Raw genomic sequence first — 11,956 nt, forward strand, 5'->3', positions numbered from 1 at the left:
TCATGCAGCATAATTTAACTTTTGTATGATTATTTTATCTCCCAATTGACTAACAACTAAAATTTTTATAGTATTGCTATACGAATCACACTTATTACTAAGGACATGAGTACACAAAACTTCTCATATGAAGTAGATTTTCTTCCAGTCGGAGATGGCAGCCGTTCCGCTGATGCTATTGCCATCCGCTACGGGCAGTTAGCTACCAGCGAACATGACCATGATAACCAGAAGGTTATCATTATAGACGGAGGAACGAAAGAAAGCGGGAAAGCCCTAATTGAACATGTTAAGAAGTTCTATCACACAAATGTGGTAGACCTTGTTGTTATGACCCATCCTGATACAGACCATTGTTCAGGATTAACAGAAGTACTGGAAAGCTTAACTGTTAGAGAATTATGGATGCACCAACCTTGGAATCACTCGGCTGACATTAGGAGGTTGTTTCACGATGGCAGGCTGACCAATAATAGCCTGGAAAAACACATTAGAGTAGGATTAGATGCTGCTGAACAAGTAGAAATAATTGCCCTTCAACAAAATATTCATATAACAGAACCTTTTGCTGGTGAAGAATTTGATGGGGGAGTTATCAAAGTACTGGGTCCAACTAAAGAGTATTACCAAGGGTTGATACCTAATTTCAGAAGTACACCAGATGCTGCTGTTAACGAATCGGTACTTGGCAGAACTTTTACTGCGCTTAAGAAGGCATTTACAACGGTAACAGAACTTTTTGATTTTTCTAGCGAAAACCTACCAGGCGAGCAAGGGAGCCCTAATAGTGCTGAAAACAATTCTAGCTCAGTATTGCTATTTCAGATAGATGGGCATAAGATGCTAATTACTGGAGACGCAGGAATACCATCACTTAAAGAGGTAAATGACTATGCTCTCTCAATAGGGATACGCTTGGATGACTTGAACTTTATGCAGGTTCCTCATCATGGAAGCAAGAGAAATGTAGATTCCAATACGCTGGACAATATTAAAGCGAAAACAGCATTTATCTCAGCCGCAAAAGAAGGCGCACCCAAGCACCCCTCTCAACGTGTAATTAACGCATTGACAAGAAGAGGTACAAACGTGTTTGTTACTCAAGGATCAGTTAAGTGCCATAGGCATAAAGCACCCAACAGACCAGGATGGGGTTCTGCAGTAGCATCTAGTTTCAAAGAAACCTATGAAGAATAGAATCATGTGGGACGCATATGATAGAAAAGCGCGGGTATACCCTGCGTTTTTCGTCCTTATTCCTGTTCTAACACTTCACTATCTATATCTAGAGAAAGAGTTTAGTGAATGGAATACTTTACTAACAGCTTTGAAATCAATAACAATAATATCATTCCCCTTATTATTGTTATACTTTACAATCGAACAATCTAGGTTTATAGGTAAAGCCATATTTGAAAATTGGTATTTTAAAGGCAATCTGTTTATGCCAACTACGAACTTTTTACTTCATTCTACAAAACATCTTTCATCCACTTATAAAAGGGAAATTAGAAAAAAAATCAAAACTGATTTCTCTTTAAGCTTATCATCTAATGACCAAGAACAAACTGATGGATTAGAAGCTAGACGAAAGATCAGCGAAGCTGTTGCCTTGATTAGGGAAAAGGTTCGAGGAGAAAATTTCGTATTGAAGTATAATATTCATTACGGGATAGCCAGAAATTTGGCTGGAGGCTCTGTAATTGCACTAGCCACATCAATAGTTGATTATATAATATTTAAGTATGTTGAGACACAGCAATTCGCTGCCGTATTATCTATATTACTTATAATTGTATATTCATCTTTATTATTATCTAGCAAATTTGTAATGGTTTACTTAGGAAATAATTATGCAGAGCGGTTATATACGGAATACATGAAATAACATAAAGTTGAAAAGGCTTTCCCCATTTAGCATGAGCTACAATCTCAAGCTAAATGGGGATTGTAAGTCAGGCCGTCGCGTCGTGAAGGCGCAACCTTGGGTTAAGCAAGGCCCGAGCAACAAGTTCCGCCAGAACCCCAAAGCCCTTGCTCTCCCACTCCCACCCGCGTCCAAGTTACTCGCGCCCCGTCACACCGGCATGTCACCCGGTCACAACGCCCTTGCCACCCCGCCCCAACCTCTTGCCACACCCGCCGAAGCTCCTGCCACCCCGCGTCAACCTCTTGCCACGGTCGTTGAGCCTCATGTCACCCCCGTTGAGGTTCATGTCACCCGCGCGGAAGCTCTTGCCACGGTCGGTGAGGTTCGTGTCACCGCTGGTGAAGCCCCTGTCAGCCCCGGCGAAGTCCCTGTCACCGCCGCTGAGGTTGCTGCCACTGCCGGTGAAGCTCCTGCCAGCCCGGGCCGCATAAATATTCACCCGCTTGAATACAAGCAACCCCGAATCCGACTACCTTAAGCTCAAGTATTTACCCTAACCTATCCCACTATGAACGATTCGCAACGGGCCAAGCTTGCCATGCTGCAAACCACCCTGCGCGTGCTCGACGAGCACGCCGACCTCTACGCTACCAACAAAGCCCTCGGCAAGGCCCGCCAGGAGCTGGCCGCCCTGGTCGCCGACCTCGACCCCACCGCCGAGCGCCAGCAGCGCGCCGCCACGCCCCAGAAGCCCGGCGCCGTCAAGCAGGCCACCAAGCAGACCCTGGCCGAGCGCGCCGCCGCCGTGGCCGCCGCCCTGCTCGCCCTCGCCGATGAGCTCGACGACATCCGCCTGCACACCGACAGCGACTACACCGAGCGCCAGCTCCGCCGCCAGCCCGACGCCGACCTGCTGCGCATCACCCAAAACCTGCACCAGCGCGCCACCGACCACGCCAAGGCCCTGGCCGAGCAAGGCGTCACGCCCCAGGAGCTGACCGACTTGCAAGCCGCCATCCAGGCCTTCCAGCAGGAGCAAACCACGCCCCGCACCCTCATGGCCGACGGCAAAGCCCAGAAACAGGAAATCAACGCCGACCTGCGCGAGGCCTCGGCCCTGCTCCGCAACCGCATCGACAAGTTCCTGATTCGCTACCAGCGCCCCGAGCCCAAGTTCCACACCGCCTACCAGTCGGCCCGCCTGGTGGTCAATACCGCCGCCCGCACCGAGAAGCCCGTCAAGCCCACCGTGTAGTGAGCCATCAGCGCAGCTAAAGTTCGCGCTACTCCCGTGTTGCCCCTATCCTACCCGCTCTATCCTACTGTAACGGCCGCGCCCGGCTTCCCCTCGGGGAGGACGGGCGCCTGGTTGTAGCCCTGCCGTCTATATTTCCGAAAGCCTCTATCTTGCCGGCGCTATCTATCCTTGCCGACTGTGCCGATCCTCTACGCCGAAATTCAGACGGGTGGCTTGCGGGCTGCTTTTGCCACGGGCACCTATTCTTTCCATCAGGCCACCGACTACGCAGGCCGCCCCAGCACCGATGTGCGCCTGGGCCTGATTCAGCTCACCATCGTGGGCGAAGCGGCCAGCTGGCGCCAGTGGGAAGAGTGGATGCTCGACCCCCACCGCCGCCAGAGCGGCCGGCTGGTATTCTACCACGGCGAAGGCCAGACGGCCAAAACCGTCGTTTTCTACGACGCCTTTTGCGTGTACTACGAGTGCCGCTTCGATGCCCGCGGGCAGGATGGCAAGGCCTCGTTTGAGGTAGAAGTCTATCTTTCTGCGGCTGCCACGGAAGTACAAGGGCAGTTCTCGGAAGCCCACAGCACCATTCCCTGGGCTACGGATGAAGCTACTCGCCGCCGCGCCCTCTCCAAGCCGCAGGAACCATCGGCGGCGCTGGCCGCGCTTCCCACCCCGCCCCCACCGGTAGGGCCCGGTGGGGCCGACTTTATGCGCTTCAAGAAGGAAAAGAAGCCGTGGTCGGAGCGTCCGCAAAGCACGAAACAAGGATTTTTGAACAGCCCGAAGCTGACCAAGCTTCAGTTGGAGAAACTGGCGCACGAAGCGCAGCGGAAATACGGGGCTACGGTCGAAGTCCTTACGCCCGTAGAGATGCAAGCCGTGTCGGGCAGCCCCACGGTACGCGCCATGTTCCGCACCGAGCTGGATCAGGCGACCGGGCAGCGTACCGGACTGATTTACGTGCAAAAAGGTGCCACGGCTTACGAGCTGATCCATGAGATGATGCATGCCAAACAATTTCAGCAGCTAGGCTTTGAAGGCTATTGGCCGGGGCAGTCGCGCCTTGAGCGGGAGGAATTCGTGTTTCAGGAGTTGATGCAGCAGCAGGCCCGCTTTTCACCGCAGGAAATCAAACACGCTGCCGATTACATCACTTCCATTAAAACCGGGCAATGGCCCACAACCAGTTAAGTAAGAATCATGCTTACCCCACACACAACTCCGGAGGAAGTGCTGGCTATAGCCCAAGCAGCCGTGCAGGCCCGCAACGTGGTGTATAACGCCGATAAAGGCTTCTGGCCGGTATTTCAGGGTCCGGTCGAAACCCGCACCGGGGCCATCCTGCCCATCTGGACGGTTGCCTTTGTATCGGGCGGGGCCGCCGTTTCCATCCGGGGCCGAGTGCTGGATCCGATGGAGAAGGAGTACTATGCCTATATCAATGACGAAACCAAAGAGTTTTTGTACATCATCCACTCTACTGGCTACATCGAATAGGCTGGCTAACAGGTAATGGCCCAGTGCTCATGTCGGAAGCCGGATATCCGATACGCGGCTTCTATAGTCAACAAGGCCAAAAATCACCCCGCTCTTTTTTACATCTGCAGAGGAATGACACAGCTACAATGGCGCATCACGGCTGTCAAACCGGGTGAGTGGGGCGTACTGGGGCTCCGGGTGGAAAGCATTTCTGCGGCCGAGGCCACCTTTTCCTGTTTTTTGTGGGTCTCCCCGCTGGTCGGTACCCAGCCGTAGTTGAGGCCGCCGTGCAGAAGGTTGGGAGTGGCTCAGACGCGGTGGGCGTAACGTTTCCGGGTGACTTAGATGAATTTGATCTGACGGAGCGGGCACCAATTCCAGCTGATTCAGTAGACATCTACTGTCAATCATTTCCTACCGAGATAATGCCTCGGGTTGTTTTTTATCAGATTCTGCTTGCTTTCGGGGACCAGCTACTAGAGCGCCCCGGCCAAAAGGGGGAGTGGCATACAGCGCTGCACGCGGCACTGCAGGAACTTCGCACTAAACTCGGCCGAGAACTGCAGACCTAACGCCAACATACGGATTGGTGCATCCTGCCGTTATGCCGCCCCTAACCGAACAGCAAGCCTTAACCATTGCCAAGGAAATTCTCCGACGGCACGGCCTTTCCTACGACATTCGGGAAGGACTCACCGCCGAATTTACCGAGGCCCCCGCTACCAACCCGCCGGTTCCCTGCTGGTGTGTCTCCTATGTCAGCCAGCCCGGTGCATTTGACCAGCACGACTACTTTCTGTTTTTGGCGGATGATACCGGAGAACTGCTGCACATTCTAGGTCCGCACGGTAAGCTGCGCTTGTAGTGGGATACGATGGCCGCAGCCTTTCACAACTGCTCACTAGTAGGCCGCCTCTTGCAGTATCCTCCGCTACGTTTCACCTGAAACAAGCCGTTGAAGCGGCTGCCGAGCAGAGGCTTCTCTATCATATAGTCGGTCCATAACGCTTCAACAAAGAGGCCCGCTCATGCACGAGCGGGCCTCTTTGTTGAAGCAATGCCATTGAGCACCGATACGCTACTGGTTACCTGTGGCGCCGCGCGGGTCCGGCGGCACAGCCTAGCCAAGGCAGCAATTAGCGGCCCAGGTCGAAGACGACGCGGCCCTTCTCGGCCATGTCCAGGGCCGAGCCGCCCAGGGTACGGAATACCCATTTCAGGCCTTTGGCATTGGCCGGCACTTCGTAGAAGATGGGGCCGGTGCCCGATTTGCCGGCGCCGCGGCTGCGGTCCAGCTGCATGGCGCCTTCGGCGCTGGCCCCGGCTTTCACCTTGATTTCTTTGCCCTGGGCATCCAGCATCAGCGTGTTCATCAGGGTTGAGAAGTCGCGGAGCTTGGTGGTGCCATTTTCCCAGGTCACGTTGACCACCACGTACTCATGGCCGGCCTTGGGCTTCTCCTTGAAATCGGTTTCGGCGGCGGTCGTCACACTGTTCACCTTGATCAGCAGGGAGTCCAGCGCTGCCACGTCGCCGACGCTGTACACGTCTTTTTTCGGACCAGCCGTCAGGTGGGGCTCGTCGTCGGTAGCGGCCGGGGTGGCGGCAGTGGCGGCCGGCGTTTCGGGCGCCTGCTCCGGGGCAGCGGCTTCCTCGGTGTTTTCCTCAGCAGCATTTTCGGCGGAAGCAGTGTCCTCAGTTGAGGAGCCACAGGCGGCACAGGCCAGCAGGCCAGCCAGTACAATGGAGCGGTAGGTACGCAGCATAGAAGGATGGGGGAAAGTGGGAGAATACAGGTCGAAAGCAGCACGCGGACCCCTGCCGGGCAGGAGCATCGCGCTGCAATACTGCTAATATTTCCTCAAATCTATATTCACCAGCTATGATTTTGCACGGCCGTGGTGTGCCACCTTTTCCCTGCCGAACCAGCCCCAAAGCTGCCTGCCGCTCCGACCAGTTCGGGGTCAATCCTCAGGCCCCGCTAGCCCGCACGGCCAGATATTCTTACTTCATCATGAAGACCACGCCTATTTCACACTCGGAGGCCACCGGCTGCCCGGCCGCCTGCGCCGGAACCCAGGTGGCGGGCAGCAGCTTGATGACGCGCAGGGACTCCTCCGTCATGCTGGCCGCGGCCGGGTGGGCCACCCGGTAGTCGGATACCGTGCCATCGGCGGCAATGATAAAGGCAATGCGCACCGTGCCGGACTGTTGGTTGCGCAGGGCGTCGATGGGGTACTTCACGGTGCTGCCGATAAAGTCCATTACGGCCGTGGCGCCCCCGATATACACGGCTTCCTGGTCCAGGGCGGCCGTGGTGCCTACCGGCTTAAAGGTAATCCTGGCCTTCTCATTGGCCTTGTGCTGCAGCAGCTGGCGCTGGGTGTGGTCGTAGCGCTGCTCCAGTTCCTGCTTAGCCCCGAAGTATTCCCACACGCCTACCTTCTGGCCCTGCCGGTAGCGCCCTCTGGACCGCACCTCCGGCTTGCTCGACCAGCGGTTGTACACCGTCCAGAGGCTGTCTTTCTGGCCGTTGGTATAGTAGCCGTCTACCGCCAGAGTCTCCGAGGAGCCGCCCTGGTACATCCGGTAGGGCCCGTGCTTAATGGTGGGGTCCGACTCCAGCACCGAGTACTCTTCCCGGTTCCAGCCATTCGCCAATTTGCGGTTTACCGGCCGGGTTTGCTGCCCGAAGCCGAGCAGAGGAAGGAGGGTCAGGAGGGCCGCGAGCGGCAGGAAATAAGGGTTCCGCATAGGGATAGGTAAGGGGCGTAGCTAACGGCTACCGCGGCCAAAGGTAAGCAGGCCGCTTGCTACTCCTTGCCTAAAATAACCGACGGGCCACCCGACTGCGGCGGCAGGCCGCTAACAGGGCCAGGCGCGGGCGGCAGTATCGGCAACTGGCGGAGGTAATCAGCGTCCAGGATATGCACGAATTTGCCGTAGTCGAAGCGGGTGATGCTGCAGGCCCGCAGCTGTTCGACCAGCCCTTCGATGTTCTGCACCCGGTAGTTGCGCATAAACTCCTTGGTGGCCGGCTCGAAATAGTCGGTGCCGCGCTGGAAAGGACTCCACTGAAACGTATCCGGCGCCGGCAGTTTCGGCGGGGCGTCGCTACCTTGCCGGCCTGGTTTATGAGCCGCGCAACACATGGAGCAACAACTACGGGAGCATCTGGAGCAAGTCGTGCCGCTCACCGACGAGGAATTTGCGCTGGCCCTGTCGCACTTCAGCGGCCGCCGATTTCGCAAACACCAGTTTCTGATTCAGGAAGGCCACCCCGTGCCCTGCGCCTACTACGTGGTATCGGGGCTGCTGAAGCTGGTGCATACCGACGAGGCGGGTAAGCAGCACATCCTCTCGTTTGCCATGGAAGACTGGTGGGAAAGTGACTTTCGGGCCTACCACACCCAAACGCCGGCTTCCCTGGCGTTGGAGTGCCTGGAGGATACGGCAGTGTTCTGCCTGACCCTGCCCGACTACCACCGGCTCTGCGCCGCCCTGCCCAAGCTGGAGCGTTTCTTCCTGCACAAAGCCACATTAGGCTCCATGGCCGCCCAGCAGCGCATCCTGTCCCTGCTCACCACTTCGGCCCGGCAGCGCTATGAGCAGCTTCTGGCCCAGCACCCGGCCCTGGTGCAGCGGGTGCCCAAAACCCTGTTGGCGGCCTACCTGGGCGTGTCGCGCGAGACGCTGAGTCGGCTCTCGGCCTAGCCCACCGGTGTGATGTAGGTCACCGGATACTTGTGCGGTAGGTCACGCGCGGCGGGCCGGGAGCTGCCCCACCTTTGCAGGGTCAAACTCAGACGGCCGCCCATACCTAGTGGAGCCGTTGCTCACCCTTCGCAAGCAACACACATGGAAAAGCGAATCGTAAATCCCTGGCAGTGGCAGGAGAAAGTAGGCTACGCCCAGGCCGTGGAAGTAATTCAGCCCGCCGCCACCCTCTACTGCGCCGGGCAGGCCGCCATCGACGCCCAGGGGCAGGTCAGCACCGCCGATATGCGCAGTCAGCTGCTGCAGGTAATAGCCAACCTGGAGGAGGTCATCGAAGCTGCCGGCTACCAGTGCCGCGACATCGTGCGCCTGAACGTGTACACCACCTCGGCCGCCGAGCTGTTCACCTGCTTCGACGTGTTTACTGCCTGGGTAGCCCGCCACGGCATGCAGCAGGCCAGCACCCTGCTGGAAGTGCCCGTGCTGGCCTACGGCTCCCTGAAAGTCGAGCTGGAAGCAACAGTGGTGCGGTAAGGTACTGGCCAGCCCCAACTACCCAAGGCATGGCGGCATGCCGGGCCTGTAGTTGGGGGCGTGGCAGGCTATGAGCGGTGCCCGACGCCTAACCCCGGGTGGCGCGGCACCGTATCGGTAAGCTCCACCACATTCTATTCCTATGCCTAAGCACCTTCTGATAGCCAGCGCCTTCGCCCTGAGCCTAGCGGCCTGCAGCCAGGAAAAGACGGCCGAAACCACCACTACCGCTGCTCCGCCCCCCACCGAGGCCCCGGCCGCTACCACCACTGCTCCGGCCGGGGTAGAGCGGGCTGAAGCCGCGGCCCCGGTTCCGCCCGCCACGCCTGCCCTGGCTACCCAGCCCGGTCCCAAAGGCACCCAGATAGCCCTTACCAAAGCACGCGTTATCGGCGACATTCTGACCGTGGAGCTGCAGGCTGCCTTGCCACCAAATGCCGATTCCAATTCTGAAACCGTCCGCGCCGACATCGACCAGATTTCCTACATCGACGATGCTACCTCGCGCAAATACAACGTGCTCAAAGACCAGTCGGGCCTGTATATGGCGCTACCACTCGATTACAGCAAGAAAAGCGTAGCCGCCGATGCCCGCAAATCCGGTCCGGGTATCATGAGCTTCCGGTTTCCGGCTCCCCCCGCCACCAGCACTACCATTTCGCTGAGCTTACCCGGTATGGGCTCCTTCGACGGCATCGCCATCCAACGATGAGCCGCGCCCTCCGCCTGGCCGGGCCGCTGCTGGCCCTGCTGGTAGCGGCCTGCTCCGAGCAGCAGCCCGCCGCTACCGTACCCGAAGCCGGCCAGCCCCTGACCGGCACCGGCAATGCGCCCGTAGGAGCCGCCGCCCCGGCCCCGGCCGCTACTCCCGCTACCGCCCGCCCCGACCAGGGGCAGAAGCTCACCGGCCAAGTCAGCGACCTATCCGGTGCGGCCAGCGACCTGGGCGGGAAGATGACCGATATGGGGCTGGTCATCAACTTCGACGCCGACGTACTCTTCGACTTCGACAAGGCCGACATCAAACCCGCGGCTACGCCCACGCTGGAAAAGCTGGCGCAGGTAGTGCAGGAGTACCGCAAAAGCCGGGTCGTTATCAACGGCTACACTGATGCCAAAGGCGACGATGCTTACAACCTGTCCTTGTCGCGGCGCCGGGCCCAGGCCATTGCCGACTGGCTTACCCAGCACCAGGCCGGGGCCGCCGGTCAGTTTCAGGTGCAGGGCTTCGGGGAAGCTAACCCGGTAGCACCCAACACCCGCACCGACGGCTCCGACAACCCCGAAGGCCGTCAGCAAAACCGCCGCGTAGAAGTTATCATCTCCTGATTAGTCTGCCTTACCAGCCGTGCCGCTGGTGTTAGTCCACGCCCCCGACCATCCGGCCGGGGGCGTTTTTGTTTTTCAGGGCTGATCCAACCACGGAACGCCTCAACAGGAAACCGGGCGCTGCGGCAGAGGCCGGCCGACTACCCGCCCCAACAATTTTTGGGGGCCAGATACAGCCTATAAATCAGCCTAGTATCTTCGCGCAGCTATATTCCCTTATCCCGTCCTTCTCCTGATGAAAACACGCTACTCTTTACTGCTGGCGCTAAGCGTCGCGACTACTGCCGCGGCCCAAACCACGCCCGGCGGGGTCCGGATCGGCACGGCCGGCACGCCCCACGACAAAGCCATTCTCGACCTGGATGCCTCGGGCAAGGGCCTGCTCATTCCGCGCATGGACTCCGTCACCCGCGTGGGCATCAGCACCCCGCCCGACGGGCTGATGGTGTTCCAGACCAACGGCCGCGCCGGTTTCTGGTACGCCATGAGCGGCAGCTGGCTCTTTATTCCCGACAAAACCCGCAGTGGCGCCGCCGACAACCTGGGCAACCACGTCGCCACCCAAACCCTGGACCTGAACAACAAGCGCCTGCAAGGCATTGCCACCGCAGCCCTCGGCGACTCCATAGCCCAGGTGGAAGTTCGCTCCCTAGTGCCCAGCAAGAGTGTGGCCCTGATGACGCGCAGCCTCTACGGCCGCAACTACACCCGCACGATGCTCTCGGGCTACGGCACGGGCCCCTACAATTTGGATATCGACTACGCCGTGTGGGGCCACGCCTACCGCTCCGAGGGCTGGGGCGGCATCTTTACGGCGGGCCGGCCGGGCCAGCCCCTGCGTTGGGTGGGCCTGGCCGGCCACCCCGGCTACGTCAATGCCAACGCGGCCATCCGCATCGTCGACGGCACGCAGGCCGCGGGCCGGGTCCTCACCTCCGACGGGGTGGGCAACGGCAAGTGGCAGCCCATCACGGCCGCCGGGGGCAACTTCAACCTGGGGCCCTACAAACTGACGGCCGACGGGGGCGAGGTGGAAATCGGTGACCTGGCCACCCCCAGCCTGCTGCTGCACTCCAACACCAATGACAACGCCAACGGGGCCGTGCTGCGCTTCCGCGAAAACGACCTGAACTACGGCTGGAACCTGCGCCACAACACCGGCGGCAGCGAAGGCGGCATAACCGCCGACCGCCTCGTGCTCGACCGTCTGCAGGGCGGCGGGCCGGTGGCCGTGATGAGTTGGGACCAGGCCACGGGCAACGTGGGCGTGGGCACTACCAACCCGGGCTATAAGCTCGACGTGGCCGGCGTGATTCGCGGCAACAACGTATCAGCTTCCGATGTGCGCTTCAAGCAGAACATCCGGCCGCTGGGCGGAGCCCTGGCCACCGTACTGGCCCTGCGTGGAGTACGCTACCAGTGGAATGCGCTGGGCGTGCAGCACGGCGGCACCGCCGGAGCCGAGCAGGTAGGCGTGCTGGCCCAGGAAATCGAGAAAGTGTACCCCGAGCTGGTCAGTACCGATGCCCAGGGCTACAAGGCCGTGAACTACGCCCAGCTGACGCCCGTGCTGCTGGAGGCCCTCAAGGAGCTGCACGCCCAGCTCAGCACCCAGACCCAGCGCGCCGAGCAGGCCCGGGCCGCCCAGCAAGCCGACCACGCCGCCCTGCAAAGCCTGCAGCAGCAGCTCCACCAGCTTCAGCAAGCCTTGGCTCCTACTGCTAAAGCCCAGCGCTAGGTCAGTAGCTACGGTGGCCACCGGGCGTTGGCACCGGAAA

The 11,956-nt window shown here is 58.8% G+C and carries 14 protein-coding genes; 11 read left to right on the plus strand and 3 right to left on the minus strand.

The annotated features are described in order from the left end of the window. The first annotated feature begins 105 nt into the window (after positions 1–105). The 6 genes from LGH70_RS02245 (at position 106) to LGH70_RS02270 (ending at position 5,463) form a co-directional block, all read left to right on the plus strand. Positions 106–1,197, plus strand: coding sequence for a ComEC/Rec2 family competence protein (locus tag LGH70_RS02245; protein WP_226182254.1), 1,092 nt, complete (start codon positions 106–108; stop codon positions 1,195–1,197). Continuing rightward, the gene (locus tag LGH70_RS02250) at positions 1,187–1,888 is read left to right on the plus strand and encodes a hypothetical protein (protein ID WP_226182256.1); all 702 of its coding nucleotides are present in this window, start codon (positions 1,187–1,189) and stop codon (positions 1,886–1,888) included. The genes LGH70_RS02245 and LGH70_RS02250 overlap by 11 nt, the downstream gene beginning before the upstream one ends. A gap of 550 nt (positions 1,889–2,438) precedes the next feature. Beyond that, a complete protein-coding gene (locus LGH70_RS02255) occupies positions 2,439–3,125 on the plus strand; it encodes a hypothetical protein (protein WP_226182258.1) in 687 nt (228 codons plus the stop codon). Between the two features lie 180 nt (positions 3,126–3,305). Further along, positions 3,306–4,310 carry a type VI secretion system tube protein TssD gene (tssD, locus tag LGH70_RS02260; RefSeq protein ID WP_226182260.1) on the plus strand — a complete coding sequence of 335 codons (1,005 nt, stop codon included), beginning with the start codon at positions 3,306–3,308 and terminating at the stop codon, positions 4,308–4,310. Between the two features lie 9 nt (positions 4,311–4,319). After that, positions 4,320–4,616, plus strand: a complete 297-nt coding sequence (locus tag LGH70_RS02265; protein ID WP_226182262.1) for a hypothetical protein — start codon at positions 4,320–4,322, stop codon at positions 4,614–4,616. 586 nt (positions 4,617–5,202) lie between these two features. Beyond that, complete coding sequence (locus LGH70_RS02270) at positions 5,203–5,463, plus strand: hypothetical protein (RefSeq protein ID WP_226182264.1); 261 nt, start codon at positions 5,203–5,205, stop codon at positions 5,461–5,463. 271 nt (positions 5,464–5,734) lie between these two features. On the opposite strand, the gene LGH70_RS02275 is transcribed toward LGH70_RS02270, so the two are convergent. From LGH70_RS02275 to LGH70_RS02285, 3 genes are all read right to left on the minus strand, one after another. Beyond that, entirely contained in the window at positions 5,735–6,364 is a 630-nt protein-coding gene (locus LGH70_RS02275; protein ID WP_226182266.1) for a DUF4352 domain-containing protein, read from the minus strand. Positions 6,365–6,602: 238 nt separating this feature from the next. Then, the gene (locus tag LGH70_RS02280) at positions 6,603–7,352 is read right to left on the minus strand and encodes an energy transducer TonB (protein ID WP_226182268.1); all 750 of its coding nucleotides are present in this window, start codon (positions 7,350–7,352) and stop codon (positions 6,603–6,605) included. Positions 7,353–7,411: 59 nt separating this feature from the next. After that, on the minus strand, positions 7,412–7,750 hold the full coding sequence (locus LGH70_RS02285; RefSeq protein ID WP_226182270.1) for a hypothetical protein: 339 nt from the start codon (positions 7,748–7,750) through the stop codon (positions 7,412–7,414). Between LGH70_RS02285 and LGH70_RS02290 the strand changes: the two genes are divergently transcribed. From LGH70_RS02290 to LGH70_RS02310, 5 genes are all read left to right on the plus strand, one after another. Next, the gene (locus tag LGH70_RS02290; RefSeq protein ID WP_226182272.1) at positions 7,749–8,312 is read left to right on the plus strand and encodes a Crp/Fnr family transcriptional regulator; all 564 of its coding nucleotides are present in this window, start codon (positions 7,749–7,751) and stop codon (positions 8,310–8,312) included. The two genes, LGH70_RS02285 and LGH70_RS02290, sit on opposite strands and share 2 nt — an antisense overlap. 144 nt (positions 8,313–8,456) lie before the next feature. Then, complete coding sequence (locus LGH70_RS02295; RefSeq protein ID WP_226182274.1) at positions 8,457–8,849, plus strand: RidA family protein; 393 nt, start codon at positions 8,457–8,459, stop codon at positions 8,847–8,849. A 142-nt stretch (positions 8,850–8,991) separates the two neighbouring features. After that, positions 8,992–9,561: a hypothetical protein gene (locus LGH70_RS02300; protein WP_226182276.1), complete on the plus strand. Its 570-nt coding sequence runs from the start codon at positions 8,992–8,994 to the stop codon at positions 9,559–9,561. After that, a complete protein-coding gene (locus tag LGH70_RS02305; RefSeq protein WP_226182278.1) occupies positions 9,558–10,178 on the plus strand; it encodes an OmpA family protein in 621 nt (206 codons plus the stop codon). Before LGH70_RS02300 ends, LGH70_RS02305 begins: the two co-directional genes overlap by 4 nt. A 235-nt stretch (positions 10,179–10,413) precedes the next feature. Continuing rightward, on the plus strand, positions 10,414–11,916 hold the full coding sequence (locus LGH70_RS02310) for a tail fiber domain-containing protein (RefSeq protein WP_226182280.1): 1,503 nt from the start codon (positions 10,414–10,416) through the stop codon (positions 11,914–11,916). The last annotated feature ends 40 nt before the right edge of the window (positions 11,917–11,956 follow it).

This window comes from Hymenobacter nitidus (genome assembly GCF_020447315.1).
GTDB classification, from domain to species: Bacteria; Bacteroidota; Bacteroidia; order Cytophagales; family Hymenobacteraceae; genus Hymenobacter; species Hymenobacter nitidus.

Bases quoted from the DNA above. Each gene is read 5' to 3' on its own strand.
- LGH70_RS02245 (WP_226182254.1), top strand. From the start codon at position 106: ATGAGTACACAAAACTTCTCATATGAAGTAGATTTTCTTCCAGTCGGA.
- LGH70_RS02250 (WP_226182256.1), top strand. From the start codon at position 1,187: ATGAAGAATAGAATCATGTGGGACGCATATGATAGAAAAGCGCGGGTA.
- LGH70_RS02255 (WP_226182258.1), top strand. From the start codon at position 2,439: ATGAACGATTCGCAACGGGCCAAGCTTGCCATGCTGCAAACCACCCTG.
- LGH70_RS02265 (WP_226182262.1), top strand. From the start codon at position 4,320: ATGCTTACCCCACACACAACTCCGGAGGAAGTGCTGGCTATAGCCCAA.
- LGH70_RS02270 (WP_226182264.1), top strand. From the start codon at position 5,203: ATGCCGCCCCTAACCGAACAGCAAGCCTTAACCATTGCCAAGGAAATT.
- LGH70_RS02275 (WP_226182266.1), bottom strand. From the start codon at position 6,364: ATGCTGCGTACCTACCGCTCCATTGTACTGGCTGGCCTGCTGGCCTGT.
- LGH70_RS02280 (WP_226182268.1), bottom strand. From the start codon at position 7,352: ATGCGGAACCCTTATTTCCTGCCGCTCGCGGCCCTCCTGACCCTCCTT.
- LGH70_RS02290 (WP_226182272.1), top strand. From the start codon at position 7,749: ATGGAGCAACAACTACGGGAGCATCTGGAGCAAGTCGTGCCGCTCACC.
- LGH70_RS02285 (WP_226182270.1), bottom strand. From the start codon at position 7,750: ATGTGTTGCGCGGCTCATAAACCAGGCCGGCAAGGTAGCGACGCCCCG.
- LGH70_RS02295 (WP_226182274.1), top strand. From the start codon at position 8,457: ATGGAAAAGCGAATCGTAAATCCCTGGCAGTGGCAGGAGAAAGTAGGC.
- LGH70_RS02300 (WP_226182276.1), top strand. From the start codon at position 8,992: ATGCCTAAGCACCTTCTGATAGCCAGCGCCTTCGCCCTGAGCCTAGCG.
- LGH70_RS02305 (WP_226182278.1), top strand. From the start codon at position 9,558: ATGAGCCGCGCCCTCCGCCTGGCCGGGCCGCTGCTGGCCCTGCTGGTA.
- LGH70_RS02310 (WP_226182280.1), top strand. From the start codon at position 10,414: ATGAAAACACGCTACTCTTTACTGCTGGCGCTAAGCGTCGCGACTACT.